The sequence below is a fragment of the Streptomyces sp. NPDC054794 genome, from assembly GCF_053611585.1.
This window is the reverse complement of the sequence record NZ_JBSHAQ010000004.1, coordinates 257,304-283,688: the sequence shown is the minus strand read 5'-3', so window position 1 is coordinate 283,688 and position 26,385 is coordinate 257,304. Positions and strand designations below refer to the sequence as shown.

Genomic DNA, 26,385 nt, shown 5'->3' with positions numbered 1-26,385 from the left:
TTCGAAGCCTGAATCACGGCGCGCCCGGGTCGGCTGCTCGCCTGAGCCGGCTACGCCCGTTCCGCGTACTCTCGACATATGTGGTGATCAAACCGGAAAAGGTACGCCATGGACTTCCAGCTCAAGGACAAGGTCGCCGTCGTCACCGGAGCGAGCAAGGGCATCGGCCTGGCCATCGCCGATGCGTTCGCGCGTGAAGGCGCACATGTCGTCACCGGCAGCCGAAGTGTCACTCCCGAGCTGGAAGCGTTGCACGAGAGCCATGGCGTCACCACGGTTCCCATCGACCTGACCACCGCAGAGGGACCGGACACACTCGTCCGGCACGCGGTGGACCAGTACGGCAGGGTCGACGTCCTGGTCAACGCATTGGGCGCCGCTACGCCGCGTCCGAGCTTCCTGGACATCGACGACGCCGAGTGGGAGCGGATCTTCAACATCACCCTGTTCAGCGCGGTCCGGGCCAGCCGCGCGGCACTCCCTCACCTGCTGCGCGCGGACACGGCTTCCATCGTGAACATCAGCTCCATCAACGCGCGCCTGCCCTTCCCCATGGTCGTGGACTACTCCGCGGCCAAGGCCGCGCTCACGAGTCTGACCAAGTCGCTGTCCGAGGAGTTCGCACCGCGAGGCGTACGAGTGAACTCGATCGCTCCGGGACCGGTCCGCACTCCCTTCTGGACCGCCCCGGGTGGCTTCGCCGACGCCACGGCGGCCCAGGCCGGCACCACCGCGCAGGAAGCCATCGATGTCGTCGTGCCGCAGAGCATGGGCATCTCCACCGGCCGGGTCACCGAACCTCACGAAGTCGCCGACCTGACCCTCTTCCTGGCCTCCCCGCTCGCCGGCAACATCACAGGAGCCGAGTTCACCATCGACGGCGGCCAGATCAAGACGTTGTGATCTCACTGAGCGCATGCCATGGTCCGTGTCAGCAGCGCACATCGCCTCCGCGACCGCGGCCGAGTGGTTCGGTTCCCGTCCTCTGTCCCGCAGTTGAGGCCTTTCAGCTGACGGCCGGCTCAATGAGACGAGTCATGGTCGCGGCGATCGCCAGGATCCCGGCGATGACACGGAGGCCCGTCGGTCCTGGCCACGTTCTCCGCCGGGCCGCCGGCTGCATGTCCCACATCAGCCGCGCAACGCCCCCGTAGTCCCACGCCACCAAGAGCAGTGCACCCACCGGAAGCAGCCAGATCCACTGGATGTGCACTTTCCAACCTCCACCTGTCCACCGGCCGTGCCCGAAGCCTGCAGCACTTCACTGAACAGGTCGAAGTGAGCGCCCCTGGTTGCAGCTCTTCCGGGTAGTCGAGGTCATGAGCGACGTCTGCCCAGACGTGGAGCGTGCCGGGTGGCGGGATCGAGGGATCCGTCGGCGATCCACTCGGCCAACGCCCACTTGGCGGCCCGAGGCTCAGCCGGCGGGTCGATAGACAGTCCCAGTTCCTCCAGCACCTGGCTGAAGAGGGCTGACGCTTCAGGCTCTTCGCTCCGAAGGAGCCCGGCCAGAAGAGCGAGTGAGGGGCTCTCGACTCCGGCGATCAGTGCGTCCAGCCCCGCCTGGATGAGCCGATCCGACCCTACGTGTCCGCCGAACGCTCGCTCACGCGGGATGCAGCTGACGTGCTTGAGGGCGTCGTCGGGGGTCACCAGTGTGTTCCCGGTCGGCGGTCCAGGTGGGCGCGCAGGCAGGGGCGGTTCTGTTGTAGCAAGTCGGCGGAACGCCTCGGCATTCGTGCTACCCCTCCCCGTCCGGGGCTGTCGAATCGGCGGCGGCCTCTGCGAGGTTGTGCTCCAGACGTTCCAGGGTGAGCAGGGCCGCGGCCTGTTCCTCGGCGGAGAGGCCCCCTGTCACGAGGTCCTCAAGCCGGCTCCAGACCCGCTCGACCTCGCGGCGCAGGGCCTGGCTGGCTGCCGTGGGTTCGATGAGTGCCGCGCGCTTGTCGGTGGGTGAGGGGCGGCGGCGGACGAAGCCGGCCTGCTCCAGACGCTTGATGGTGCGGGTCATGGTGGCGGCGTCGGAGTCCAGCAGACGCACCAGGTCGGCCTGTCGCTGCGGGCCGAGTTCCCAGAGGTGCATCATGACCAGTTCCTGACCCGTGTGCAGACCTATCGGGCGCAGCAACTGGCCCGCGAACATGCGGTGCAGGCGGGCCAGGCGGAAGATCGCGTGGCTGACCGGCCCGCTGGCGGCCGCGGCCGGTACCGGGACAGTGGCGTCCTGCCCCGCCCCCAAAGGACCTCTGCCGGCCTCCGGTGTCGACTCCGTCATGTTCCGCTCACTTTCCTGCCTGGTCAAGCTAATCCTACCTCCGGGTCGGTGAGCCCGACGGCTAGTCGAGGTCCACATGCGATATGGCCAGATGGAGGCGTGTGGCGGGCATCACATCTGCCCTCGGGAATGAAGTTCTGCGGTTTACCTGTTCGAACAGGTAATCGTGGTGCGGGCAGCGAGGTGCCCGCACCACAGAGCACCGCTGAGCAGCACTTACCCGAGGAAGAGGCCATGACCACTGCTTTCGATCCGATCGTCCTGGGCGGCAAGCGACTGGCGAACCGCGTCGTGATGGCGCCGATGACCCGCAGCCGTGCCTTCGGGCCCGGAGCCGCGCCGACGGAGCTGATGGCGACGTACTACGCGCAGCGCGCCAGTGCCGGGCTGATCGTCACCGAGGGCATCCAGCCCTCGCCGGTCGGCCAGGGCTACCCCGACACCCCCGGTCTGCACACGTCCGGGCAGGTGCAGGCATGGCGGACGGTGACCGACGCCGTGCACCGCGAGGGTGGCGTGATCTTCGCTCAGCTGATGCACACCGGGCGGATCGGCCACCCGGTCCTGCTGCCCGACGATCTGGCGCCGGTGGGGCCGTCGGCGGTGGCTGCCCAAGGACAGGTCTACACCCACGTGGGACCGAAGGACTTCGTGACGCCGAAGGAACTGAGCGAGGCGGAAATCCGGCAGACGATCGAGGACTTCGCAGCCGCGGCGCGCAACGCCATCGAGGCCGGGTTCGACGGCGTGGAGATCCACGGCGCCAACGGCTACCTGATCCACCAGTTCCTCGCCCCCAACACCAACCAGCGCGGCGACGACTGGGGCGGCGACACCGAGGGCCGTATCCGATTCGCCGTCGAGGTGGTCACGGCCGTGGCCGAGGCGATCGGGAGTCACCGGGTCGGCCTGCGGCTGTCGCCCGGAAACCCGTACAACGACATCGCCGAGGACAACCCGGGCGAGGTGTACCCCACCCTGCTGGACCGGCTCGCCGACCTTGAGCTCGCCTATCTGCATCTGCTGGAAGGGCCGGACCGTGACCTGACCGCGCGGCTGCGCAAGGCCTGGTCCGGCACGTTCGTCCTCAACCCGTTCACGCACCCCGATGTGACCGGCCCTGACGCGCTGGCCCTGATCGAGGAGGGCAGCGCGGACGCGATCGCCTACGGGGCGCTGTTCCTGGCCAACCCCGACCTGCCCCGGCGGCTCGCCGACGGCGGTCCGTTCAACACGCCGGACCCGGCCACCTTCTACGGCGGCGACCACCGCGGATACACCGACTACCCCACCCTCGACTGACCGGTGACCTGCACACCCGGGCCGGACCGGCCGGCGCACCGGTCCGGCCCGGGTGGCTGTCAGCCCTCGCACCCCTTGATGTCGTCTTCGCATCCGTCCACGTCCTGGGGGGCCACGGTGTTGAGGCGCCACAGCACGAGGCCCTCGGCGTCCTGCCCCGCGTGGGTGATCCTGACGGTGAAGGGCCCGCCGACGGCGATGTTGAACTGGTCCGCCTCGCGGTCGCCGCACGTCACCTCCCACTCGCTGTGTGCGTCGCCCCGAGCGAGGGTCAGCGTCACCGAGCGGTGGGCGGGTGCCTGGCAGGCGACATCGACGGTGTAGGGACGGTCTCCCTGTGCCGTGAAGGTCTTCTTCAGTCCCCGCGCCAGGCTTTCCATGCCCTCGACCACGCGTGAGGCTCCATCGGGCTGCACGGCCTTGAGGGCAAGCGTGGTGCGCCGCATGGCGTCTTCTTGGTCCTCCTTGCCGTCCCAGGAGGGGGCTGGTGTGGTGGTGCCCGGACTCGACAAGGCCGTGTTGCCGGGTTCGGCCTTCCCTTCTTGATTCTTCTGTTCCGCGCAGGCGCCCGTCAGGGCCATGGCGATGACGATGACGGTGAGGGCGAGGCCCTGGCGTGAGCGCATGGGGCTCCAGTCGGTGGGGTTGTGACGCCGCATCCCGGCCTGCGCGCTCAAGAAGCGGACACTCATCGCATAGTTGTCCGGATTGCTTGCGCTGAACGGTATGTGACCCCGCCCGCCCGAACCGATCACCAGCGTCCATCCGCCCCTCGACGGCGACTTGATCACGCCATGGAGGAACTGCCGGTTCCGCAGCATCGGATGGACGGCGGCCAGCCCTGCGGGCCGAAACGGAAAGACCGCGGCGGCCTGGCGACTCGCGTTGCCCTGCAAGGCAAGTCGCCGACCGGTGTCAGGTCCGCCGCAGCGGCTACACGCCCTCCACGAGACCCACTTCCGGGAACGCGGCCGACTCGTTCAATTCCGCCCAGACCGTCTTGCCGTGCCGGGCATGGCGAGTTCCCCATTGCTCGGCGAACTGGGCGACCAGGAGCAGGCCGCGTCCGCCCTCGTCGGAGGTCCTGGCCCGGCGCAGGTGCGGAGTGGTACCGCTGGCGTCGGAGACCTCGCACAGCAGGGTGCGGTCGTGAATGAGGCGCAGCTTGATCGGGGACCGGCCGTAGCGGATGGCGTTGGTGACCAGCTCGCTGACCACCAGTGCCGCGGTGAAGTCGAATCCCTCCAGCCCCCAGGTGCTCAGCTGCTGGGAGACGTCCGCGCGGACCCGGGCGACGACCGAGGGGTCGGCCTCCACATCCCACGTGGCGACCTGGTCGGCTCCGAGGGCCCGGGTGCGGGCGACGAGCAGCGCGATGTCGTCGTCCGGCTGGGCGGGCAACAGCGCATCGAGCACGCTGTCGCAGACAGTCTCCAGGGACGGAGCGAACTGAGCGAGGGCGTGGCGCAGGGCGGTGAGGCCCGCGTCGACGTCGTGATCGCGGGCCTCGATCAGACCGTCGGTGTACAGGGCGATCAGGCTGCCTTCCGACAGCTCGAACTCCATCGATTCGAACGGCAGGCCGCCCAGACCGAGAGGCGGGCCAGGAGGCAGATCCAGGAGTTCCGCGTTTCCGTCCTGGCGGACCACGACAGGTGGCACGTGCCCCGCACGGGCAAGGGTGCAGCGGCGCGAGACGGGGTCGTAGACCGCGTACAGACAGGTGGCGCCCACGTCTCCGTCGTTCTCGGCGTCCGGGTCGATGGAAGCCTCGATGGACGCTTCGGTGGAGGCTTCGGTGGAGGGTTCCGCCGAGGCTGCGGTCGGGGTTTCCGTCGAGGCTTCGGACGAGGCCTCAGCGGACAGACGCAGGACGACGTCGTCCAGATGCGTGAGGAGTTCGTCGGGCGGCAGGTCGATGTCGGCCAGGGTGCGTACGGCGGTCCGCAACCGGCCCATCGTGGCGGCGGCGCGAATGCCGTGGCCGGCGACGTCGCCGACGACGAGGGCCACGCGGGCACCGGACAGTGGGATGACGTCGTACCAGTCGCCGCCCACCCCGGCGTCGGAGCCGGCCGGCAGATAGCGGTAGGCGACCTCCACGGCCGACTGCCGCGGCGCGTGCCGCGGGAGCAGGCTGTGCTGCAGCGTGAGGGCGGTGGCACGCGCGTGCGTGTAGCGCAGGGCGTTGTCGATGGCCACCGCCGCCCTGGCGGCTATGTCCTGTACGAAGAGCAGATCCGCGTCGTCGAAGAGTTCGGGCCTGCGGTGCCGGAAGAACTCGGCGACACCCAGCGTGGTGTCGCGGGCACGCAGCGGGGCCACGATCTTCGAGTCGATACCCTGGTCACCGGGGGTGACGTTGGGGTCGGCGGCCGGGACCGAGCCATCCGGGAGGTGGGAGGCGTCGAGGCGGTGGCGGGAGGGCTGCCCGGTGGCCAGAGCGCGGCCCGACGGACATCCGGCCGGGCAGGTGTGGAGCTGCTGCGGGGTGATCGTCAGTTCCGGCGAACCGTCGACCGCTGACCGCTGGGCTATCCGGCGCACCACGAGCGGGTCCGCGGCCGGGGTGTCGCGTCCATGGAGCACGGACTCCAGAAGGTCGACGGTGACCATGTCCGCGAACTGCTCTATCGCGAGATCCACCAGTTCCTGGGCGGTACGGGCGATGTGCAAAGTGGTCCCGATGCGCATGCTCGCCTCGTTCACGACCGAGAGCTGCCACCGCAGCCGGCGATCCCGCTCCTCCTGGAACGCCACGACGCCCTGCTCGGACGTACGGTCCACGTACTCGGTCGACACCGCGATCAGCTTGCGCGTGGCCGCGCTGAGCAACTCGGGATCGTTCGTCAGCCGGGGCAACTCCTCCAGCAGGCTGTCGAGGATGACCCCCTGAGCGAGACGAAAGGCCCGCAGTGCGGTGCTGACGGGCTTCCCGTGCCGAGCCAGCCGGCGCGAACGCTCCACGTCGCCGACCGGCAGCTGGATCTCGCCCGGCTCGCCGATGTACTCAAGGCCGTCCAGCACGGCGTCCACGTGCTCGGCGATGTTCTGCGAGGCCATGACGTCCGGGTATTCCCACAGTTCGGGAAGTTCCTGCCGCAGACAGCGTTCCACCCCGGCTGTCAGCTCGTCCGCTTTCGAGCCGAGCTCGTGCGCTGCACGCGACAGAAGTCCGTCAGCCGTGGGCTCCACACTGAAGACGGTACGCCGTCCGCGCGCCTGACTCCGACTGGTGCCGGCCCTGGCGCCCTACTCCGAGGGGTGTGCACACCTGGTGACCCGTGTACGGCGCACGGTTCCGGCCGCCCGTCTGACCTGCGGATCGCCCTGGCCGGATGCGGAAACGTCAGGGCCGGCTCCTGTTCCTCATGGGCGGGCCCGGACGACTGGATCGCCGTTCAACGGCCGCCCGGTTTCGGGCGGCGGGACGATCTCCCGCTTGAGGATCTTGCCGGTGGGTCCCTTCGGGAGGGTGTTCTCGTACGGCGCGACGGACGGCCCGTCCGCCCACACGAGGGAGTCTTCATGTCCACCGGTTCCGGCACCGCACACCCGACGAGCGGCACCCTGGACGTCCCCGGCGCCGTCCTGCACTACCAGGTCCGCGGCACCGGCCCGTTCCTGCTCATCTCGCAGAGCGGCGAGGGCGACGTCGACCGCACCGTCGACCTCGTCGCCCGGCTCGCCGACTCCTACACCGTGGTCACCAACGACCGCCGGGGTCTGTCCCGCAGCCGGCTCGTGGACCCGGAGCGCGGCGCCACGCTCGCCGAGCACGCCGACGACGTCGACCGACTGCTCGCCGAGCTCACCGACTCCCCCGTCCTCATGCTGGGACTGAGCTTCGGTGCCGTCATCGGCCTGCACACGGCCCTGCGCCACCCGGGTCGGATCAGCACCCTCATAGCCCACGAACCGGTCGCGCCCCAGCTATTGCCGGAGACCGAACGCGCCCGTCACGAAGGGGAGTTGTCCGAGCTGCAGGGCCTGTACCGACGCTCCGGACTGAAGGCCGTCTTCCCGGAGATCGCCCGGGTCCTCGGTATCGACCCGTCGAGCAAGGACGTCGAACCCAACCTCACGCCACAGCCCATCGACGCCCAACGCACCGCCAACTTCGCTCACTTCATCCGGCACGACTTCAGCGCGATCCTCGACGACACGCTCGACACCGCCCGCCTGAGGGAGACCGGCATACTGGAGTATGCACAACAGAGCCTCTCCCCGAGTCAGGTGCCCCCGGGATCCAGCTCGAACGTGAAGTAGATGCTCAGACAGTAGGGTCGGTCTTCGTCGTGCGCGAAATCCCAGGAGACGTCGACCAGGAAGACGTTGTGTTCCCCCACCCACTCATGGGCTTTCCTGAAGGAGTCCGCGGCACTTGTGGCGGGGAACAGTTTCCTGGCCATGGGGTGTACGCCGGTCTCGGTGTCCGAGTCGTCGAAACCCTCCGGAACGTCCAGGCAGAAGTTGGGATCCAGCACCATGGAGGGCGCCCCTTCCAGTCGGCTTGCCGGTACGAGTCGACAGAGGCTGAATCTGTCGGCACGACGCCCGGTAAGACCGCGGCACATCCGGAAGGGTTGCTTCTACCGACCACCCGGCAGTAACGGACGCGTTGTCAGTGGTCGATGAGATGGTGCGGCCATGGACGAGCTCTTCGATCTCCCCGGACCCGAGACGCCGGAAGAAGCCGTCATCGCTCACTATCGCCTGAGCGACGACGAATACGGCACGCGCGCCGAGCGCGAAGCGATCTTCAGCGCTCAGCGGGCCATGGCGGCCGCAGTCGATGCGGCGGGAGCAGGCGAGGTCGGCGGGAACGAGTTCGGTGGCGGCGAGGCGGTGTTGTACGCCTACGGGGCCGACGCCGACGCGCTCTTCAAGGTCATGGAACCGACGTTGCGCAGCCTGCCGTTCAGGTCCGCGCACGTCGTATTGCGACGAGTGGGCCAAGAGACGACGTCCCGGGTGGATCTGTAGCCCGGTACTGCAGCCGACGCGAGGGCTCACTCGGCGGGCATGTCCTAGGCGCCCGCCGAACGGCGGCTCAGGATGGGCTCGGCCAGGAGTCTCGCCATCCCGCAGAGGGTCTGGCCATGCCGGGCGAAGAGTTCATCACGCGAGTCGAAGTGGCCGAGGTCCGCCAGAACGTAGGCCGAGAGATCGCACGCCGCACCGACGGCAGGGCAGACCGTCGCGCCGTCCCAGTCGATCGCTGTCCTGGACAACGCCTCGAAGAGCGTCTCCGCGCCGACGTTGGTGAAGCCACCACCGCCGTCTTCGCTCAACTCGTCGAGACCACCGAAGAGTTCCGAGACCGTCAACCAGGGCGCGGGGAGGTGTTCGGTCAGCGACGGCCCGTCGAGGCGGAACTCCGGCCATGCGAGCACAACTTGGTGCGGGACGAGCCGATGGAAGCGAGGGAAGCGCGGATACCAGAACCTCCCGTCCACCAGCAGGCCACGCACCCGCGTGGGCACCCCGGAGGCCCGCGCCACGGATTCCAGTACCGCCAGCCGTTGACTGCACGAGCCTCGGCGGCGGCGAAGCACCTCCGACACGGGCCGCTCGTCCTGAACCGAGTACACCGGCTGCACAACCGCGGCAATCCATCGGTGAGCCTGGCGCAGGGCCGCTATCCGGTGGGCGGGACTCGAAGTGTCCCCCGAGTCCCCCGAGTCAACCGGGACGTCGATCCGCCGGAGCAATGAGGAAACGTTCGGATGCCGCCAGTCGAGAATCCGCGTCGGCGCCGTGCTCCCCGTGACTGTTCCCCCGTCGGCCATACGCATGCGGACACGGCCTCGCGGCGCGAGAAGCGAGCTCGTCATGACCGTGTTCCTCTCGTCCAGCACTCTCCGGGCGGCAAGACGTATCGTGACAGGAAAATTGAACGCGTTCAACTACAGTGCGCGCAGTCGCCGCCGCAGGGAAACCCCCTCGACCTGGCGACCCCCTCAAAGCGACGCTATGCGCATGGAGTTCCTCTGCTACCACCGCGACCGGCCCGATTCCGCAACGTTGCGCGCCGAACTGCTGGAAGAGCATTGGTCCTACATGGACCAGTACGCGAAGGAGATGATCGCCCGGGGTCCGACCTTCGCCGACGACGACACGGCCACGGGAAGCCTGCACATCGTCGACCTGCCCGATGCCGCCGCCGCCCGCGCGTTCGCCTTCGACGAGCCGAACTACCAGGCCGGCGTCTACCGGGACGTCCTGGTGCGGCGGTGGCGCAACCTGTTGGGGTGCACCATGTGGGACTTCCCCGGCGGCCGGACCGGCGGCAATCGTTACCTGGTGATCGGCCTGGGCGGGGGGCAGGCCGCCGACCTCGCGGTGCCTGCCGACCGGGATGAGCTGATCGCCTACGGGCCGCTGCTGTCCGACGACGGCACCGCCTGGCTGGGTACGGCGGTGTTGGTCCGGGCACCTGACGCGCAGACGGCACGCGCCATCCTGACGCCGGACCGATACGCCGACATCGAGGTGCACAACTGGCAGTTCGGCGGGCGGTCGTAGGCACCGAGACGTCCGGCGAGCCGGCGAGCCTACAAGGCAAGCCCGGCAGGTGATCGTGTCCTGCCGGGCCTTGGAAAGGAACTGCCGCAGTCTCTGAGTGTCTTGCCGAAGACTGCGGCAGCCGGCGTCACAGCAGTTCGACAGCCTGCCGTTCGAGCCTCGTGTTCGCGTCGACGATGTCGGCGAGTTCGTCGAACAGTTGCCGGCGCTGTTCGGCGTCGGGTGCTCCGTACTCCTCGGCGAGGGCGTTGGCTTGTCGGCCGAGGGTTCTGATCTCTTCCCCGGCTGCCCCGCCGCGGGACATGATCAGCTGCATGCGCCGCTCGCAGATCTCCGCGTACGCGCCGAGTCCGGAGACCGTCTCCAGGGCGAGCGCGGCCAGTCGCTCCCAGCCTCGGGCCGACTCACGGAACAGGGCCGCGGCTTCGGGCCGGCCGGCGAGGTCCAGGAAGTCGGCATACAGCGGCCGGGTGGCATCCGGTGCCGTGTACTCCACCTCCAGGCACTCATACAGCCTGCGCACTCCGTGGTAGAACGGCACCGGCTCGCCGAAGCGCCGCTCCCACCCTGCCTTGGTCCTGGTGTCGCGCAGCTGCGCGGCGAGCTTCTCCATTCCGGAGAAGCCGAAGTTGACGTCGAAGTTGTTGCCCAGGACCGGTCCGGTGAGGTGTGCCGCGGTGGCGGCGATCGCGTCGTCGATGTCCGGGGCACCGATGGCTCCTCCGGTCGGCACGATCATCTGGTGGCGGCCCTTCTTGTGGGCCGACCAGGCCGCGCCGAATTCCTCGGTGCCGATGGCGTGTGGAGCCGCGGACGCGTCGTCGACGTAAAGGGTGTCGCCGTCGTGTCCGGCGACGACGACGGTGTAGGGGTCCGTGCCGAATCCCGGTTCCATCCCGTGCCACGGCAGCCGTGACCTGTCCACGGTGCAGAACACCGGGTGGCCGGCGTCGAGTGCTTTGCGCAGCTTGGCCCACTGGGGCTTGCCGCTGTGCTGGACGTCGTACGGCACATGAAGTCGGTCCAGGGCCGTTGGGACCCACGGCTCGGGATGGTGCTGGGCGACGATCGTCAGCAGGGGCGGCCTGCCCTGGTACTCGAAGACGAAGTACATGAAGCCGATGCCTCCGGCCAGCCCGGCGATCAGCGCCTCGTCGTGGACGCTGCCCAGCGCGTGCCGGATCAGGGACGCCTCGTGGTGCTGGTCGGTGCCGAACTCCGCGTACAGCAGGCCGTCGGGCAACGCGGGCAACTCGGCCCTGGCCGCATTGGCCAGCACGTGGCGCCGGGCCGTGGTGTACGACTCCCCGGTGCGAGCCATCCGCCCGCGCACCAGCTTCTTGAACCCTCGCCGCTCGGTCATCGTCGGTCCTCTCGGGGCGGTCGGCGCGAGCCCTCACGCAGATCGTCACCGTCACCCTGAGGGCAGACAACGAAAGAGGAGTCACCCACGGCGACAAGAAGATCACCTTTGCCCCTGCGGCGCCTGGTGGCGTGAGCACCTGGTCCAGGGGTCCGGCGGGTGGGTGCGCCAGCTGGAGGCTACCCCTCCGCCGAACCCGGAACAACCATCGGCCGCGGCTCGCATGCGCCCGAGCAGGGATGTTCGGAACTGTCCCGGCCCGTTCACGGGGAACCCGCGGCAAGGTCCGGGCCCGGTCACACGGAACGTGCGGGAAGGTCGGGTGCGTCGGCCATGACGGCGCGGACGGTGGTGCGCAGCCAGCTCTGGGCGCACCACCGCCCTGGGGGCCCGGGCCCGTGACTACGCCGGGGACACCGACCCCGCAGATCCCCGCGTCAGCCCCACCAGTCCTGGACGAGGGCGACGCGGCCCTCGACCGCGCGTCCGCGTTCATCCGCACGCACCTGCAGCCCTGACGCGCCGCTCGTCTCCCCGTACACCGACATCGCCGACATCGCCGAGGGCCGCACCCGCCCCGGCGCCGACCGGCACCCAGGGACCGGCAGCACTCACCCACCCCGGTACGAGGTGCCACCAGTGCATAGCGGATCGGCGCGTCACGCCGCCGTGGAGGTGATGTCCGCCCAGTGGATGGCGTGGTCCTCTTCCTGCCGGTCGCCGTGGGCCGCGGTGACGCGGTCGACGATCAGGAGCCCTCGGCCGTGTTCGTCGGCGGCGAGGCCGGCCGCCCGGCAGTCGTCGGAGGGACCTCCGTTCGCCACCTCGACGTGCACCTGCCCGGTGTCGGGGTCGCAATCGAGCCCGAAGCTCAGCGGCGGCTGGGCATGCCGTACGGCATTGGCGACGAGTTCGGAGAGGGTCAGCAGAACCGAGTCGGCAACCTCACCGGCGACTCCCCACCGCGTCAGCAACTCCTGAGCGATCGTACGGGCCTGCGCGGCGGCTTCCGGGCGGTGCACCAGGCTCCACGGACATATGGGCATCGGCCTGCCGCAGTCGTACGGCATCGCCCATCACCTCCTCCAGCGCCTCGACGGCGCCCCGGCCTTGGAGCACGTCCGTGCCGGTTCCTTCCATTCTCGCGCCCGGCACCGGTACGCGTCTTCGCGGCCAGCGCCCAACCTCTCTACCGGTCAGCGGGAAGAGTGCCACCGTCCGGTGGGCGACAGGGCGGGGCGCCTCGACGCCGGCGCGAGCCCTCCTCGCCCGCCTGCGCGGACAGAGTATGCAGCCAGCAGGAATGCCCGCCAAGCACCGCCCTGGGATCCTGGACGCATGCTTCGCTGCCTGATCGTCGACGACAACCCTTACTTCCTGAGGGCCGCTCGCTGCCTGCTGGAGCACCAGAGCGTGACCGTCGTGGGCATGGCATCGAACGGCACCGACGCCGTTCGCATGGCTGAGCTCCTCGAGCCGGACGTGGCGCTGGTGGACATCGACCTCGGGGTGGAATGCGGGCTGGATCTGGCCGACCGGTTGCAGCGCGAGGCTCCGGCACCCCTCCCGGTGATCTTGATTTCCAGCCACGCCGAAGAGGATTACGCCGACCTGATCGAGGCGAGCCCCGCGGTGGGCTTCGTCTCCAAAGCGGTCCTGTCGGGCGACGCCATCCGCGCGGCGGTCGGCGGGGTGGACGACAGCCGACGGGACGACCCGGTAGAAGGGCCCGCGGAAGGATGATCAGCCCCCGGACAATGGCCGCGTGACCCCGGCCGAATCAGCAGCAAGCGCTCTGCAGGACCATGCCGCCCTCTGGAGCGTGGGAGAAATCCGCGCGACCGACGTCGTCAGCGCCGCCTGTGACGCGCTCGTCGCCGGACTCGACAGCCCCGCCCTGCGCATCCTGGCCGCCCGCACACGCGCCGAGGCGGACTACGACGTACCCGAACTGCTCCCGCAGGCACTCGGCGAACTCGGCCTCACCTTCTACCGATCGGCGACGAGGCCGGTCGGGAAGCCGCCGCGCGGGCACTCGCACGCCGCATGCTCGCCGGCGAGCTGACACCTCGGGACCTCGTACGCCGCATCCACCACCGCCATGGGCACGGCCTGGCCCTGACCCGACGGCTCGCCGAGCTCGACGTCGAGTACGACACCCTCGAACACGGCGACAGGACGGCGGCGGAGATCGGCGCCGAGGTCACCGCCGAAGCCCGCCGTCTCGCATGACATCCGGGTGTTCCCGCCGAGCCCACGGCCTCGAACACCGCGACGAGGTTGTGCAGCACCTGTCGTACCTGTGCGGCGAAGTCGTCCGGTATCTCGTGCGTGACAGGGTCGAGATCTCGTGTGTGACAGGGTCGAGTGGCCCCTGACCGGACGAGAACAGCAAGTCACCGACCTTGACGGCCTGGGACAACGGCGGCTCGGTGCCATCGGGGGAGCGTAGTCCCCTGACCGACCACGTCAGTTGGGTCGACGTGCCTCCCTCAGACCTGAGCGGCTCCCTCACGGTCGCGGGCTCGGGAGGTGCCGCTTAGCGTGGAGGCAAGGCGCGTCCGAGCTGAGACGGTACGGCGGGCGCGGGTTCCGCTGCCTCTGGAGGTTACCCAGTGGGTACCGTCTCGTTCCTCCTCATCATGGTCATTCTGACGGCCCTCGCCTTCGACTTCACCAACGGTTTCCATGACACCGCCAACTCGATGGCGACCTCCATCGCCACCGGAGCCCTCAGACCTCGCGTGGCGGTCGTCGTCGCGGGAGTGCTGAATCTGGCAGGCGCGTTCCTGTCCACGGAAGTCGCCAGGACGATCTCCGGCGGCATCGTGAACGACGCCAAGGTGTCCCTGGTCATGATCTTCGCCGGACTCGTCGGCGCGCTGCTGTGGAACCTGCTGACCTGGCTCGCCGGGCTGCCGTCGAGTTCCTCGCACGCGCTGTTCGGCGGGCTCATCGGCGCGGTGTGGGTCGGCGCCGGCTCATCCGCCGTGCAGTTCGGGGCGATCATCGAGAAGATCGTGATCCCCGCCATCCTCTCCCCGATCGTCGCCTGTTTCGTGTCCTTGCTGGCCACCTACTTCGCCTACGTCATCACCCGGCGGACGGCTCCCGGCCAGGCGCGGACCGGCTTCCGCAGGGGACAGATCGGTTCGGCGTCGCTGGTCGCGCTGGCTCACGGCACCAACGACGCGCAAAAGACCATGGGTGTCATCACCCTGGCCCTCATCTCCGCCGGGCTGCTCCCCCACAACGCCGGGCCGCCCTGGTGGGTGGTGCTCAGCGCCGGCCTGGTGATCGCGCTCGGCACCTACACGGGCGGCTGGCGGATCATCCGCACCATGGGCAAGGGGCTCACCGACATCGAGGCACCGCAGGGCTTCGCGGCCGAGACCAGCGCGACGACCGTCATTCTCGCCTCGTCCCACATGGGCTTCCCCCTGTCGACCACGCAGGTGTGCACCGGCAGCATCCTGGGCGCCGGCCTGGGCCGCAAACTCGCCAAGGTGCGGTGGGGGGTGGCCGGGCGCATCGCACTGTCCTGGCTGCTCACGCTGCCCGCGGCGGCGGCCGTCGGCGGCGCGGCGGCCTGGATCGCCGACCGGGGCACCGCGGGCGTGGCCCTGGTGGCGGCAGCGGCGGCCGCCGCCGCTGCCGGGTTCTGGGCCCTGTCGCGCCGCCGCCCCGTGACCCCCGACAACGTCAACGAACTGCCTGCCCGACAGTACGGACAGACGGAACGGACCGCGGCGTGATCGCCCGGCGGGCGGACGGCCGTACGGTCCGTCGGCGAAAGGAGGCAGGGCGATGAGCAACCAGGCCATGAGCACCCAGGCGATGACCATCCACTGGAGCGCCTTCGGCAGCGTGTTCGCCGTGAGCCTCGGCATCACCCTGCTCGCGGTCGTGCTGTTCTCCCTCGGCATCGCCGTCTGGCCCGGTGCCGACAGCGCGGTTGGAGGGCAAGCGCGCACCGCCAACCGGTCGCTCGCCATGGCAGCGGCGGTGCTGTGCTTCGGCGCGTGCCTGGCGGTCGCCGCCTACGGGCTCGTCCTGATCATCGGCGTGTGACGGCCTGCCCGCGAGGGACGGCATACCCCCGGGAAGGGCCGGCCCGCTCCCTGTCACCCGCCCCACAGCGTGACGTACACCGGCGGCCGGAACTGCGACGGCGGAACGCCCGCGCCGGGCGCGCGCATGATGCGGGTCGCCGCGGGAGTGTGCAGGAAGTGCAGGAACGCGTCGGCGGCCGGGGAACGGTGCTCGGGCCGCAGGGCGGTGGCGTGCCATGTGGCATCGGACGGCGTGGCCGGGGTCTCCAGCATGCGCAGTTCCTCGCGCCGTATGCGGGGCGACACCAGATGGGCCAACGCCGGTGCCACCCCCGCGCCCTCGGCGGCGGCCGCCCAGGTGGCGGCCTGGTTGGGGAACACCCACACGTGCCCCTCGGCCACGCCGAGCCGACGCAGCAGCCGCCCGGAGTCCGCGTCCGGATCGGTCCCGGAGGAGTCGACCAGCCAGGACCACTGCCGGGGCGGACCGGGCGGCCGCGGCGCCCTGGCGCCGGTGACGACGACGAGTTGGGTGCGGAACAGCGGCTCGCTGACCAGTTCGCCCCCGTGGTCGGCGCCGAGGTACGGCCCGAGCGCGACGTCGGCCAGCCGGTTCTCGACCAGCACGCGTATCTCGTTGCCGGCGGCAACCCCGAAAGAGGTCTCCGTCCTGCGGCCCGAACGGTCGGCGAAGGCTTCCATGAGGGAGGGGAGCACGAACTCGGCCAGTGTGCTCGTGGCGACGACCCGCAGCTCGTCGGGCGCACCCCGAGCCGCCCGTACCGCCGCCTCGGCATCCGCGCTCAAGGCGACCATCCGTGACGCGACCGGCAGCAGCCGCGCCCCGGCGGGCGTCAGACGCATGCCAGCGCCGCCGGTGCGCCGGATGAGTGGATCGCCGTAGTGCGTGCGCAGCGCGGTGAGCGCCTGCGACACGGCGGACTCGCTGACGCCCAGGGTCCGCGCCGCGGCGGCGACCGAGCCGAGCCGGGCGACCAGCACGAAGGTGCTGAGCTGCGTGACGGTCACTATCCGATTTTCCTGCGTTTTGACGGATAAGTGAATGCTTATCGGCCCATTGCATGGCCGGTGCGGAAGCGCGCAGCATCACTGCAGGGCCCACGAGCATCGCTCGCAGAACCCACATGCTTCACCGCACAACTCACAACGGGCACATCGTTTCAGGAGGGCCCGATGCAGGTTCCAGCTGCCTTCCAGTACGAGACGGCCACCAGCGTCGAGCAGGCGATCGAGCTGCTCACTCGCTACGGCCCCGAGGCCCGGGTGGTGGCGGGCGGTCACAGCCTGCTGCCGATGATGAAGCTGCGGCTCGCCCAGCCCGAGGCCCTGATCGACATCAACAGCCTGCGCGAACTGGCGTTGATCCGGGTGGACGGCCACGACCTGTCCATCGGCGCGATGGTCCGCCACGCGGAGCTGCTCGCCTCGCCGGTCGTCGGCGAGCACTTCCCCATCCTGCGGGATGCGGAACGGGTCATCGCCGATCCGCTCGTACGCAACCGTGGCACCGTGGGCGGATCGCTGTGCCAGGCAGATCCGTCGGAGGACCTGTCCGCCGCGTTCTCGGCCCTGCGGGCCACCCTTGTCACCCAGGGGCCTGGCGGCAGGCGCACCATCGGGATCAGGGACTTCTTCCTCGGCCCGTACGAGACCGCGCTGGACCAGGCGGAGCTGCTGGTGGAGATCCGGGTGCCGATCCGTTCGCACGCCAGCGCCTACCGCAAGGTCGAGCGCCGGGCCGGTGACTGGGCGGTCGTCGCCTCGGGCGCGGTGCTGGAGGTCGCCGACGGGGTGATCACCGAGGCCGGGATCGGGCTGACCGCGGTGGGCGCGCCCCGGTTCGTGGCCGAGCAGGCCGAGGAGTTCCTGCGCGGCGGACGGCCGGACGACGAGGCCTTCGCCGAGGCGGGCCGGATTGCCGCGCGGGAGTGCCGGCCGACGGCCGACCAGCGCGGCCCGGCGGACTACAAGCGGCATCTGGCCGGGGAGCTGACCACACGGGCGCTGCGCGCCGCCGCCGCCCGCGCCCAGGGGCAGGAGGCGTGACATGCGGATCACCGTGACCGTGAACGGCGAGCAGCACACGAGGGACGTGGAGCCCAGGCTGCTGCTGGTGCACTTCCTGCGCGACGAACTCGGCCTCACCGGCACCCACTGGGGTTGCGACACCTCCAACTGCGGGGTGTGCGCGGTCTGGCTGGACGGCACGCCGGTGAAGTCCTGCACCGTGCTCGCGGTGATGGCCGACGGCCATGAGGTGCGGACCGTCGAGGGTCTGGCGCACGGGGCCGAACTCGATCCTGTGCAGCAGGGATTCGTCGCCTGCCACGGGCTGCAGTGCGGCTTCTGCACGCCGGGGATGATGATGACCGCCCGCTGGCTGCTGGACCACACCGCGGATCCGTCGGAGGAGGACATCCGCGAGGCCATCTCCGGACAGCTGTGCCGGTGCACCGGTTACGAGAACATCGTGCGCTCCATCCGCTGGGCCGCCGAGCACGGCGGCGGACAGCGGAGCGCGGACGCGGTCACCGAGTCGGCACCCGACCGCGAGGAGGTGCGGACATGACCACCACCCAGGAACGGCCGGTCGGCTTCGGACGCATGCCCCGCAAGGAGGACGCGCGGTTCGTCCGCGGCCACGGGACCTACGTCGACGACGTCCGGCTGCCCGGGATGCTGTACGGCGCCATCCTGCGCAGCCCGCTGGCGCACGCCAGGATCCTGTCCGTCGACACCAGCGCCGCCGAGGCGCACCCCAAGGTCAAGGCCGTGATCACCGGGCAGACCCTGGCCGGGCTCGGGCTGGCCTGGATGCCGACACTCTCGTACGACACGCAGGCGGTGCTCGCCACGGACAAGGTGCGCTTCCAGGGTCAGGAGGTCGCCTTCGTCGTCGCCGAGGACCGGTACGCCGCGCGGGACGCCCTTGAGCTGATCGACGTGGAGTACGAGCCGCTGCCCCCGGTCGTCGACGCGCGCCGGGCGCTCGATCCGGACGCGCCGGTGATCCGCGACGACAAGGAGCACCAGACCGACAACCACATCTTCGACTGGTCGGCGGGCGACAAGGAGCAGACCGACGAGGTCTTCGCGGGCGCCGACGTCGTGGTGGCGCAGGACATGCTGTACCCACGGGTGCACCCGGCGCCGCTGGAGACCTGCGGCACCGTGGCGGACATGGACGCCATCACCGGGAAACTGACGGTGTGGTCCACCAGCCAGGCCCCGCACGCCCACCGCACGATCTACGCGATGGTGGCCGGCATCCCGGAGCACAAGATCCGGATCATCTCCCCCGACATCGGCGGCGGCTTCGGCAACAAGGTCGGCATCTACCCCGGCTATGTGTGCGCGGTCGTCGGGTCGATCGTCACCGGCAAGCCCGTCAAGTGGGTGGAGGACCGCTCGGAGAATCTGATGAGCACCTCCTTCGCCCGCGACTACCACATGCACGGGGAGATCGCCGCGACGCGGGACGGGAAGATCCGGGGCCTGCGGGTCCAGGTGATCGCCGACCACGGCGCCTTCAACGCGACCGCGCAGCCCACGCAGTTCCCGGCCGGCTTCTTCGGCGTCTTCACCGGCTCGTACGACCTGGCCGCCGCGTACTGCGGCGTCACCGGCGTGTACACCAACAAGGCGCCCGGCGGTGTCGCCTACGCCTGCTCGTTCCGCGTCACCGAGGCCGTGTACCTGGTCGAGCGGATGGTCGACCGGCTCGCGGACGAACTCGGCGTGGACCCGGCCGAGCTGCGGATGCGCAATCTGCTGCGGCCCGGCCAGTTCCCGTACCGGACACAGACCGGATGGGAGTACGACTCCGGCGACTACCCGCGGGCCCTGCGGCTGGCGATGGACATGGCGCACTACGAGGACCTGCGCCACGAGCAGGCCGAGCGGCGCGAGCGCGGCGAGCTGATGGGCATCGGGGTCAGCTTCTTCACCGAGGCGGTCGGCGCCGGCCCCCGCAAGCACATGGACATCCTCGGCCTGGGCATGGCCGACGGCGCCGAGTTGCGCGTGCACCCGACCGGCAAGGCGGTGCTGCGCATCTCCGTACAGACGCAGGGCCAAGGGCACGAGACGACCTTCGCGCAGATCGTCGCCGAGGAGCTGGGCATCCCTCCCGACGACATCGAGGTGGTGCACGGCGACACCGACCAGACCCCGTTCGGGCTCGGTACCTACGGCTCCCGCTCGACGCCGGTGTCCGGAGCGGCGGCGGCGATGGTGGCCCGCAAGGTGCGCGAGCGCGCGCGGCTCGTGGCCTCGGCGATGCTCGAAGTGAACCCGGACGACCTGGAGTGGGAGAAGGGCCGCTGGTTCGTGGCGGGAGACCCCGACCAGGGCAGGACCATGGCGGAGATCGCCCTCGCGGCGCACTCCAACCTGGAGCTGCCCGAGGGCGTCGAGGGCCACCTGGACGCGAGCTGTGTCTACAACCCGCCGAACCTCACTTTCCCCTTCGGCGCCTACATCTGCGTGGCCGACGTGGACGCGGCCACCGGCCAGGTGAAGGTCCGCCGGTTCGTCGCGGTGGACGACTGCGGCAACCGGATCAACCCGACGATCGTCGAGGGCCAGGTGCACGGCGGGCTCGCCGACGGCCTCGGCATGGCGCTGATGCAGGTGATCGCCTTCGACGAGGACGGCAACTGTCTCGGCGGGTCGTTCATGGACTACCTCCTGCCCACCTCGGTCGAGTGCCCGTCCTGGGAGCTCGGCGAGACCGTCACCCCCTCCCCGCACCACCCCATCGGTGCCAAGGGCGTCGGTGAGTCCGCCACCGTCGGCTCACCCGCCGCGGTGGTCAACGCGGTGGTCGACGCGCTGAAGCCGCTGGGCGTACGGCATGTCGACATGCCGCTGACTCCCGCCGCGGTGTGGCGGGCCGCCCAGGGCCGGCCGCTGCGCCCCGACCTGGCGATCACCTGAGGCCCCCGCGATGACGAACACGGAGTTGCTGACCCTCGCGGACGTACTCCGGCACGGCCGGACCCCGTTCGTGCTGGCCACCGTCGTCCGCGCGGAACGGCCCACCAGCGCCAAGCCCGGGGACAGCGCACTGGTGCTGCCCGACGGCACCGTGGAGGGCTTCGTGGGCGGCACCTGCGCCGAGACGACGGTGCGACTTCAAAGCCTGCGGGTGCTGAAGACCGGCGAGTCGCTGCTGCTGCGGATCACGCCGACGGAGGAGTCGGCGGGACAGGGTGCACCCGAGCCGGACGAAGGCCTGGTCACGGTGACCAACCCCTGTCTGTCGGGCGGGACGCTCGACATCTTCCTGGAGGCGAACCTCCCGCCGGCGCTGGCGTACGTCCACGGGCACGCGCCCATCGCCCGCGCCCTGCTGGACATCGGTCGTGTCCTCGGTTTCGACGCCCGACCCGCCTCGCCAGGGGAGCCGCTGCCCGTCGACCTGGACGTCGTGGTCGTCGCCACCCACGGCCGCGACGAGGAGCCCGTACTGATCGAGGCCGCGCGGGCCGGAGTGCCGTACATCGGGCTGGTGGCCAGCCGCAGGCGCGGCACGGCGGTGCTCGCCGGGCTGGGGCTCACCGAGCAGGAACGCGCACGCATCCACACCCCGGCCGGACTGGACATCGGCGCACGCACCCCGACGGAGGTCGCGCTGTCGGTGTACGCCGAGATCATCGCGCTGCGGCCGCAGGCGGCGCGGACCGCGCGTCCCGTGGCCGAGGCCGCCGTACCGCGGGCCGAGGGCGTGGATCCGGTGTGCGGCATGACCTTGGCGATCACCCCCACCACCCTCTTCCTGGACCGGGCCGACGGCCGAGTGTACTTCTGCGGGCCGGGGTGCCGGCACGCCTTCGCCGACGATCCCTCCCCCTACGCCCATGCCTGACCCCGACCCCCTCGCCGCCGATGTCCCCGCCCTGCGCTCGCGGCTGGACGCCGTCGGCTACCTGGCCGACGACGCCCTGACCACGGCGCTGCTGCTGGCCGTGTGCATGCGGCAGCCGATCCTGCTGGAGGGCGAGCCCGGCGTCGGCAAGACCGAGGCGGCGCGGGCACTCGCCACCGTGCTCGACACCCCGCTGATCCGGCTGCAGTGCTACGAGGGGCTGTCCTCGGCCGAGGCGCTGTACGAGTGGAACTATCCGCGGCAACTGCTGGCCATCCGGCTGGCCGAGTCCCGTGGGGAGTCCCTGCGCGACGCCGACCTGTTCGCCGAGGACTACCTACTGCCCCGCCCGCTGCTCGCCGCGATCTCCCACCCGGGGCCACGGCCCGCCGTGCTGCTCATCGACGAAGTGGACCGCGCCGACGACGAGTTCGAGGCGTTCCTGCTGGAGCTGCTGGCCGATGCCGCGGTCACCATCCCCGAGTTGGGCACCCGGACGGCCACGGTGCCGCCGGTGGCCGTGCTGACCTCCAACCGCACCCGGGATCTGCACGACGCGCTCAAGCGCCGTTGCCTGTACCACTGGATCGACTACCCGGACACCGCGCGCGTCGCCGCGATCATCCGCAAACGGGTACCGGAGTCGGCGGAGTGGCTGGCCCCGCGCGTGGCACGCGCAGTGGCACGCCTGCGTGCCCGGCAGGAGCTCACCAAACCGCCCGGCATCGCCGAGGCGATCGACTGGGCGGGCGCGCTGCACGCGCTGGGGCTCACCGCTCTCGACACCGATACCGCCGACCGCACCCTGGGGGCGGTGCTCAAGTACGCCGAGGACCTGGAGGCCGTACGCCGGGCGGGACTCGCGCAGTTGGTCGACGCGGAGGCCGGCACCGATGGCTGACCTGCCGGAACTGGCCGCCTCGTTCACCGCCGCCCTGCACGACGCGGGGATCTCGGTGGGCCCCGACCGCACCCGCGGCTTCGCCCGCGCACTCACCCTGCTCTCCCCGCGGACGACACGCGAACTGCGACACTGCGCGCTCACCACCCTCGTATCGGACCGCGACCAGATCGAGCCGTTCGACGCGGTCTTCCGCACGGTCTTCAGCGCCCCGACCGACCTGGAACCACAGCGCGGGCAGCCCGGCGACCCACCCCGAACGCTCCAGGCCGTCCTCTCCGGCCGCGTCCACGGCGCCCGGGCTCGGCCCACCACGGACGAACGCGGCCGCGAGACCGGCGCACAGCGGCGGGAGGAACCCGTCCCCCTCGCCGCGAGCCCGCTCGACCGACTCGCCACCCGCGACTTCGCGGACCTGTCCGCCGAGGAACTGAGCCGGCTCGCCCGGCTGATGCGCACCATCGTGCTGCGCACCCCGGCCCGACCCTCCCGTCGGCACCGCACCGCGCTCCACGGCCGGCGCGTCGACGTACGCCGCACCCTCTCCACCAGCCGACGCACGGGCGGACATCCGCTGCGACTGCGGCGCTTCGTGCCCCGTACCCGCCCCCGCGACCTCATCGTGCTCTGCGACATCTCCGGATCGATGGAGCCCTACGCCCGCGCGATGCTGCAACTGCTCTACTGCGCCACGCGCGCCGCGCACGCCGAGGTGTTCACCTTCGCCACCCGGCTCACCCGCCTCACCCCCACCCTCCGCCGGGCCGGCCCGTACGACGCCCTCGCACGGGCCGGACGCACGGCCCCGGACTGGTCCGGGGGCACCCGGATAGCGGAGTGCCTCGCGGACTTCAACGAGCGGTACGGCCGACGCGGCATGGCGCACGGCGCCGTCGTCGTCATCATCTCCGACGGCTGGGACACCGGCACGCCCACCGACCTCGCCACCCACATGGCCCGGCTGTCCCGGGTCGCTCACCGCATCGTCTGGGTCAACCCACGTACGGCAAACCCTCGTTACCGCCCACTCGTCGCCGGCATGGCCGCCGCGCTGCCCTACTGCGACGCGGTCGTGAGCGCCCACAACCTCGCAGCCCTCGACGACTTCACGGCGGCCCTGTCCGCCCCGGGCCGCAGGCGCTGAACCCCGTCCCCGAAAGCGGGATCTGACGGCCACTCAGGCAGTGGCCATCCTGCGGCACGCCGTCCAGCGCCGGGACGCTCTCCTGGCTCCCCTGCCCAGGAGCGCCCGCCTTGCCGGACTCCCCGGCACGGACGTCGAACCCAACGCAGGGCGGCTGCATCTCGTCCGGGTCGCCAGGACCGAACCGATCACCGCCCCTACCACCACCCTCCGACGCGTACGGCTCGGCCTCGCACCGAGGCGAACCAAGCGGCCGGTGGCCCGGGCGACCGTACGTCCCGGGAAGACGAGCGGCAGTCCGGGCCGGCCCCCTCATCGTCGTGCTCTCCGCCTCGCGGCAGGCCCGCCGATCCCGTAATGTCGCGGTGACGCTACGACACGATGGGCGGCGCGGCTGTCGCGTTCCTGCACGCGTGCGCGAGGCGGATCCCACGTCATCCAGCGGTCCGGCGGACGCCTGCCGACGCGGCGCGGGCGCGTCGCGGCTCGACCGATCAGGAGTGGCCATGTCAGGACAGTTCGAGGCGACGGTCGAGGTCGATCGGCCGATCGAGAAGGTGTTCGCCTACCTCGCCGACGGACGCAACGATCCGGAGTTCAGCCCCCGGGTACTCAGGATCGAGCGGGTCCCGGACACCGCGACCGCCGTGGGTACGGTCTTCCGGAGCACGGTCAAGGACGCGGGGATGAAGACCGCCCGGGAGATCCGCATCACCGCTCTCGAAGCCCCCGTGAAGCTCCGGTGGGCCGAGGTGTCGAAGAACAGCGTCACGGCACGAGAGGGTGGTTACGACCTGGAGTCGCTGCCCGGCGGCAGGACTCGTGTCCGTATCTTCAACGTCCTGGAAGGCCACGGGCTCGGCAAGCTGCTCGTCGGCCTGGCCCTCTCCGCGGCCCGAAAGGACGCCGACGGCTTCGGCGCCCGGATCAAGGGAGCGGCCGAGTCGGCGATCGAGCCGGGCTGACGGATACGTGAGCGGCCCCGACGGAACACACGCCAAGAAAAGGCAAAACCCGCAGGTGCCGCACCATGCATGCCTGAGATTCATTGATCACCTCGATTCCAGGCATTGGACGTATGCGAGCCGGGCGATCGACTCTTGCCGACATCACGGATACCGGTAGCGACAAGGAGTCGATCATGAACACCCGATGGAACGCGACCGAGGGACGTATCGAGACGACCGCGCGCGGACGTGCCGTGCTCTCCCAGCCGCGGATCAATCGGGGCACCGCCTTCACCTGCGAGGAACGGCAGACACTGGACCTGGTGGGCCTGGTGCCGCCGGCGGTGCTGACCCTGGAGCAGCAGGCGGAACGGGCGTACCAGCAGTACGCGGCGCAGCCGACCGATCTGGCCAAGAACGTGAATCTCGCGGCGCTGCACGACCGTAACCAGGTGCTCTTCTACCGCCTGCTCGGTGACCACCTCGACGAGATGCTGCCCATCGTCTACACCCCGACCGTCGGCAGCGCGATCGAGCGCTACATCTACGAATACCGGCGTCCGGCGGGCGTGTACCTGTCGGTCGACGCCCCGCAGGAGATCGAGCGCGCGCTGAAGGCCGCCGACCTGGGTCCGAACGACGTGGACCTGATCGTCGCCACGGACGGCGAGGCGATCCTCGGGATCGGCGACTGGGGCGTGGGCGGTATCGACATCTCGGTCGGCAAGCTCGCCGTCTACACCGCCGCGGGCGGCGTGGACCCGAACCGCACGCTGGCGGTCATGCTGGACGTCGGTACGAACCGCCAGGAACTCCTGGAGAACCCGCTCTACCTCGGCAACCGGCATCCGCGCGTGGACCGGGACACGTACGACGCCTTCATCGACGCCTACGTCACCACCGCCCGCAGCCTCTTCCCCAACGCCCTGCTGCACTGGGAGGACTTCGGCCCCGCCAACGCCCGCCGCATCCTGGACCGCTACCGCCCGAGCGAGTTCACCTTCAACGACGACATCCAGGGCACCGGCGCCGTCAACCTTGCCGCCGTACTCTCCGGCGTGCAGGCGAGCGGTGTGCCGCTGCGCGAGCATCGCATCGTGATCTTCGGCGCGGGCACCGCCGGCATCGGCATCGCCGACCAGTTGCGCGACGCCATGGTCGCCGATGGGCTGAGCGCCGAGGAGGCCACCGCCCGCATCTTCGGCGTCGACCGCTACGGCCTGCTCGCCGAGGGCCAGGAGGGCCTGCGCGACTTCCAGGTCCGCTACGCCCGCCCGGCCGATCAGGTCGCCGACTGGCGACGGGACGAGAAGGTGGGTGGCATCCCGCTGGCCGAGGTCGTCGAGCGGGTCCGGCCGACCGTCCTGATCGGTACCTCGGGCCAGGGCGGCGCCTTCACCGAGGACGTGGTCCGTACGATGGCCGCCCACGCCAAGCGCCCCATCATCCTGCCGATGTCCAACCCGACCCGGCTGGCCGAGGCGGTCCCCGCCGACCTGCTGGCCTGGACCGACGGCCGTGCCCTGATCGCCACCGGCAGCCCCTTCCCCGCGGTCGAGTACGGCGGCGTCCGGTACCAGATCGGCCAGGCCAACAACGCGCTGATCTTCCCGGGCCTCGGCCTGGGCGCGATCGTCGCCCGAGCCGACCGCATCACGGACGGCATGCTGGTCGCCTCCGCGCACGCGGTCGCCGGGCAGACCGACGCCACCGCCCCCGGCGCCCCGATCCTGCCCCTCACGCACCAGCTCCGGGAGACGTCAGCCGCCGTCGCTGTGGCCGTCGCCCGCGCCGCGGCCGCGGACGGGGTCACCCACGCTGCCGTCGACGACTCCATCGAGGACCGCGTCCGGGCCGCGATGTGGCAGCCGGTCTACCCGCCCATCAAGGCCGTGTGACATCCCGCAGGCGCGGTGACCGCACGACGGCCGCTCGCGGGCGCCTGCGGCAGATGGCGCGGCGGCCGCCAGTGAAGGAATGAGG

The 26,385-nt window shown here is 70.5% G+C and carries 26 protein-coding genes; 18 read left to right on the top strand and 8 right to left on the bottom strand.

What is annotated here, in order from left to right; genetic code table 11:
* Positions 1–108: 108 nt before the first annotated feature.
* Positions 109–903, top strand: coding sequence for an SDR family NAD(P)-dependent oxidoreductase (locus tag ACWGKT_RS06305; protein ID WP_453272695.1), 795 nt, complete (start codon positions 109–111; stop codon positions 901–903).
* Positions 904–1,741: 838 nt separating this feature from the next.
* On the opposite strand, the gene ACWGKT_RS06300 is transcribed toward ACWGKT_RS06305, so the two are convergent.
* Positions 1,742–2,275, bottom strand: coding sequence for a MarR family winged helix-turn-helix transcriptional regulator (locus ACWGKT_RS06300; protein WP_453272694.1), 534 nt, complete (start codon positions 2,273–2,275; stop codon positions 1,742–1,744).
* Between the two features lie 234 nt (positions 2,276–2,509).
* Between ACWGKT_RS06300 and ACWGKT_RS06295 the strand changes: the two genes are divergently transcribed.
* Positions 2,510–3,577 carry an alkene reductase gene (locus ACWGKT_RS06295; RefSeq protein ID WP_453272693.1) on the top strand — a complete coding sequence of 356 codons (1,068 nt, stop codon included), beginning with the start codon at positions 2,510–2,512 and terminating at the stop codon, positions 3,575–3,577.
* A gap of 59 nt (positions 3,578–3,636) precedes the next feature.
* Here ACWGKT_RS06295 and ACWGKT_RS06290 read toward each other — a convergent pair whose 3' ends face one another.
* Both ACWGKT_RS06290 and ACWGKT_RS06285 read right to left on the bottom strand, forming a co-directional pair.
* Entirely contained in the window at positions 3,637–4,473 is an 837-nt protein-coding gene (locus tag ACWGKT_RS06290) for a hypothetical protein (RefSeq protein WP_453272692.1), read from the bottom strand.
* A 37-nt stretch (positions 4,474–4,510) separates the two neighbouring features.
* Positions 4,511–6,772, bottom strand: a complete 2,262-nt coding sequence (locus tag ACWGKT_RS06285; protein WP_453272691.1) for an ATP-binding SpoIIE family protein phosphatase — start codon at positions 6,770–6,772, stop codon at positions 4,511–4,513.
* A 333-nt stretch (positions 6,773–7,105) separates the two neighbouring features.
* On the opposite strand from ACWGKT_RS06285, the gene ACWGKT_RS06280 reads away from it, so the two are divergent.
* Positions 7,106–7,846, top strand: coding sequence for an alpha/beta fold hydrolase (locus tag ACWGKT_RS06280; protein WP_453272690.1), 741 nt, complete (start codon positions 7,106–7,108; stop codon positions 7,844–7,846).
* Here ACWGKT_RS06280 and ACWGKT_RS06275 read toward each other — a convergent pair.
* The gene (locus ACWGKT_RS06275) at positions 7,810–8,067 is read right to left on the bottom strand and encodes a hypothetical protein (protein ID WP_453272689.1); all 258 of its coding nucleotides are present in this window, start codon (positions 8,065–8,067) and stop codon (positions 7,810–7,812) included. The two genes, ACWGKT_RS06280 and ACWGKT_RS06275, sit on opposite strands and share 37 nt — an antisense overlap.
* 160 nt (positions 8,068–8,227) lie before the next feature.
* On the opposite strand from ACWGKT_RS06275, the gene ACWGKT_RS06270 reads away from it, so the two are divergent.
* A complete protein-coding gene (locus tag ACWGKT_RS06270; protein ID WP_453272688.1) occupies positions 8,228–8,563 on the top strand; it encodes a hypothetical protein in 336 nt (111 codons plus the stop codon).
* A gap of 44 nt (positions 8,564–8,607) precedes the next feature.
* Here the strand turns inward: ACWGKT_RS06270 and ACWGKT_RS06265 are convergent, their stop codons facing one another.
* Positions 8,608–9,369, bottom strand: a complete 762-nt coding sequence (locus ACWGKT_RS06265; RefSeq protein ID WP_453272723.1) for a transglutaminase domain-containing protein — start codon at positions 9,367–9,369, stop codon at positions 8,608–8,610.
* 190 nt (positions 9,370–9,559) lie between these two features.
* Between ACWGKT_RS06265 and ACWGKT_RS06260 the strand changes: the two genes are divergently transcribed.
* Positions 9,560–10,105, top strand: a complete 546-nt coding sequence (locus ACWGKT_RS06260) for a YciI family protein (protein WP_453272687.1) — start codon at positions 9,560–9,562, stop codon at positions 10,103–10,105.
* 127 nt (positions 10,106–10,232) lie between these two features.
* Here the strand turns inward: ACWGKT_RS06260 and ACWGKT_RS06255 are convergent, their stop codons facing one another.
* Both ACWGKT_RS06255 and ACWGKT_RS06250 read right to left on the bottom strand, forming a co-directional pair.
* A complete protein-coding gene (locus ACWGKT_RS06255) occupies positions 10,233–11,468 on the bottom strand; it encodes a BtrH N-terminal domain-containing protein (RefSeq protein WP_453272686.1) in 1,236 nt (411 codons plus the stop codon).
* Between the two features lie 659 nt (positions 11,469–12,127).
* A complete protein-coding gene (locus ACWGKT_RS06250; RefSeq protein ID WP_453272685.1) occupies positions 12,128–12,490 on the bottom strand; it encodes an ATP-binding protein in 363 nt (120 codons plus the stop codon).
* Positions 12,491–12,806: 316 nt separating this feature from the next.
* Between ACWGKT_RS06250 and ACWGKT_RS06245 the strand changes: the two genes are divergently transcribed.
* From ACWGKT_RS06245 to ACWGKT_RS06225, 5 genes are all read left to right on the top strand, one after another.
* The gene (locus tag ACWGKT_RS06245) at positions 12,807–13,211 is read left to right on the top strand and encodes a LytR/AlgR family response regulator transcription factor (RefSeq protein ID WP_453272684.1); all 405 of its coding nucleotides are present in this window, start codon (positions 12,807–12,809) and stop codon (positions 13,209–13,211) included.
* A gap of 22 nt (positions 13,212–13,233) precedes the next feature.
* Entirely contained in the window at positions 13,234–13,533 is a 300-nt protein-coding gene (locus ACWGKT_RS06240; protein ID WP_453272683.1) for a hypothetical protein, read from the top strand.
* Positions 13,515–13,700, top strand: a complete 186-nt coding sequence (locus ACWGKT_RS06235; RefSeq protein ID WP_453272682.1) for a hypothetical protein — start codon at positions 13,515–13,517, stop codon at positions 13,698–13,700. Before ACWGKT_RS06240 ends, ACWGKT_RS06235 begins: the two co-directional genes overlap by 19 nt.
* A gap of 383 nt (positions 13,701–14,083) precedes the next feature.
* The gene (locus tag ACWGKT_RS06230) at positions 14,084–15,223 is read left to right on the top strand and encodes an inorganic phosphate transporter (RefSeq protein ID WP_356150851.1); all 1,140 of its coding nucleotides are present in this window, start codon (positions 14,084–14,086) and stop codon (positions 15,221–15,223) included.
* Positions 15,224–15,275: 52 nt separating this feature from the next.
* Positions 15,276–15,539 (top strand): hypothetical protein, encoded by a 264-nt coding sequence (locus tag ACWGKT_RS06225; protein ID WP_356150849.1) that lies wholly within the window; start codon positions 15,276–15,278, stop codon positions 15,537–15,539.
* A gap of 53 nt (positions 15,540–15,592) precedes the next feature.
* Here the strand turns inward: ACWGKT_RS06225 and ACWGKT_RS06220 are convergent, their stop codons facing one another.
* A complete protein-coding gene (locus tag ACWGKT_RS06220) occupies positions 15,593–16,549 on the bottom strand; it encodes a LysR family transcriptional regulator (RefSeq protein WP_453272681.1) in 957 nt (318 codons plus the stop codon).
* 165 nt (positions 16,550–16,714) lie between these two features.
* Here ACWGKT_RS06220 and ACWGKT_RS06215 point away from each other — a divergent pair, with 165 nt between their 5' ends.
* From ACWGKT_RS06215 to ACWGKT_RS06180, 8 genes are all read left to right on the top strand, one after another.
* Positions 16,715–17,587: an FAD binding domain-containing protein gene (locus ACWGKT_RS06215; protein WP_356150845.1), complete on the top strand. Its 873-nt coding sequence runs from the start codon at positions 16,715–16,717 to the stop codon at positions 17,585–17,587.
* Position 17,588: 1 nt separating this feature from the next.
* Entirely contained in the window at positions 17,589–18,110 is a 522-nt protein-coding gene (locus ACWGKT_RS06210; RefSeq protein WP_356150843.1) for a (2Fe-2S)-binding protein, read from the top strand.
* On the top strand, positions 18,107–20,479 hold the full coding sequence (locus ACWGKT_RS06205; RefSeq protein ID WP_453272680.1) for an aerobic carbon-monoxide dehydrogenase large subunit: 2,373 nt from the start codon (positions 18,107–18,109) through the stop codon (positions 20,477–20,479). The genes ACWGKT_RS06210 and ACWGKT_RS06205 overlap by 4 nt, the downstream gene beginning before the upstream one ends.
* 10 nt (positions 20,480–20,489) lie before the next feature.
* A complete protein-coding gene (locus ACWGKT_RS06200) occupies positions 20,490–21,410 on the top strand; it encodes an XdhC family protein (protein WP_453272679.1) in 921 nt (306 codons plus the stop codon).
* Complete coding sequence (locus tag ACWGKT_RS06195) at positions 21,403–22,311, top strand: AAA family ATPase (RefSeq protein WP_453272678.1); 909 nt, start codon at positions 21,403–21,405, stop codon at positions 22,309–22,311. The genes ACWGKT_RS06200 and ACWGKT_RS06195 overlap by 8 nt, the downstream gene beginning before the upstream one ends.
* Positions 22,304–23,455, top strand: a complete 1,152-nt coding sequence (locus ACWGKT_RS06190; protein WP_453272677.1) for a vWA domain-containing protein — start codon at positions 22,304–22,306, stop codon at positions 23,453–23,455. The genes ACWGKT_RS06195 and ACWGKT_RS06190 overlap by 8 nt, the downstream gene beginning before the upstream one ends.
* Before the next feature lie 506 nt (positions 23,456–23,961).
* Positions 23,962–24,420 (top strand): SRPBCC family protein, encoded by a 459-nt coding sequence (locus ACWGKT_RS06185; RefSeq protein WP_356150833.1) that lies wholly within the window; start codon positions 23,962–23,964, stop codon positions 24,418–24,420.
* Between the two features lie 176 nt (positions 24,421–24,596).
* Complete coding sequence (locus ACWGKT_RS06180; RefSeq protein WP_453272676.1) at positions 24,597–26,300, top strand: NAD-dependent malic enzyme; 1,704 nt, start codon at positions 24,597–24,599, stop codon at positions 26,298–26,300.
* The last annotated feature ends 85 nt before the right edge of the window (positions 26,301–26,385 follow it).

Coding starts and splice junctions, on each gene's coding strand:
- ACWGKT_RS06270 (WP_453272688.1), top strand. CDS start 8,228: ATGGACGAGCTCTTCGATCTCCCCGGACCCGAGACGCCGGAAGAAGCC.
- ACWGKT_RS06210 (WP_356150843.1), top strand. CDS start 17,589: ATGCGGATCACCGTGACCGTGAACGGCGAGCAGCACACGAGGGACGTG.
- ACWGKT_RS06260 (WP_453272687.1), top strand. CDS start 9,560: ATGGAGTTCCTCTGCTACCACCGCGACCGGCCCGATTCCGCAACGTTG.
- ACWGKT_RS06225 (WP_356150849.1), top strand. CDS start 15,276: ATGAGCAACCAGGCCATGAGCACCCAGGCGATGACCATCCACTGGAGC.
- ACWGKT_RS06295 (WP_453272693.1), top strand. CDS start 2,510: ATGACCACTGCTTTCGATCCGATCGTCCTGGGCGGCAAGCGACTGGCG.
- ACWGKT_RS06205 (WP_453272680.1), top strand. CDS start 18,107: ATGACCACCACCCAGGAACGGCCGGTCGGCTTCGGACGCATGCCCCGC.
- ACWGKT_RS06300 (WP_453272694.1), bottom strand. CDS start 2,275: ATGACGGAGTCGACACCGGAGGCCGGCAGAGGTCCTTTGGGGGCGGGG.
- ACWGKT_RS06185 (WP_356150833.1), top strand. CDS start 23,962: ATGTCAGGACAGTTCGAGGCGACGGTCGAGGTCGATCGGCCGATCGAG.
- ACWGKT_RS06305 (WP_453272695.1), top strand. CDS start 109: ATGGACTTCCAGCTCAAGGACAAGGTCGCCGTCGTCACCGGAGCGAGC.
- ACWGKT_RS06245 (WP_453272684.1), top strand. CDS start 12,807: ATGCTTCGCTGCCTGATCGTCGACGACAACCCTTACTTCCTGAGGGCC.
- ACWGKT_RS06275 (WP_453272689.1), bottom strand. CDS start 8,067: ATGGTGCTGGATCCCAACTTCTGCCTGGACGTTCCGGAGGGTTTCGAC.
- ACWGKT_RS06255 (WP_453272686.1), bottom strand. CDS start 11,468: ATGACCGAGCGGCGAGGGTTCAAGAAGCTGGTGCGCGGGCGGATGGCT.
- ACWGKT_RS06280 (WP_453272690.1), top strand. CDS start 7,106: ATGTCCACCGGTTCCGGCACCGCACACCCGACGAGCGGCACCCTGGAC.
- ACWGKT_RS06180 (WP_453272676.1), top strand. CDS start 24,597: ATGAACACCCGATGGAACGCGACCGAGGGACGTATCGAGACGACCGCG.
- ACWGKT_RS06265 (WP_453272723.1), bottom strand. CDS start 9,369: ATGGCCGACGGGGGAACAGTCACGGGGAGCACGGCGCCGACGCGGATT.
- ACWGKT_RS06200 (WP_453272679.1), top strand. CDS start 20,490: ATGACGAACACGGAGTTGCTGACCCTCGCGGACGTACTCCGGCACGGC.
- ACWGKT_RS06215 (WP_356150845.1), top strand. CDS start 16,715: ATGCAGGTTCCAGCTGCCTTCCAGTACGAGACGGCCACCAGCGTCGAG.
- ACWGKT_RS06235 (WP_453272682.1), top strand. CDS start 13,515: ATGCTCGCCGGCGAGCTGACACCTCGGGACCTCGTACGCCGCATCCAC.
- ACWGKT_RS06190 (WP_453272677.1), top strand. CDS start 22,304: ATGGCTGACCTGCCGGAACTGGCCGCCTCGTTCACCGCCGCCCTGCAC.
- ACWGKT_RS06195 (WP_453272678.1), top strand. CDS start 21,403: ATGCCTGACCCCGACCCCCTCGCCGCCGATGTCCCCGCCCTGCGCTCG.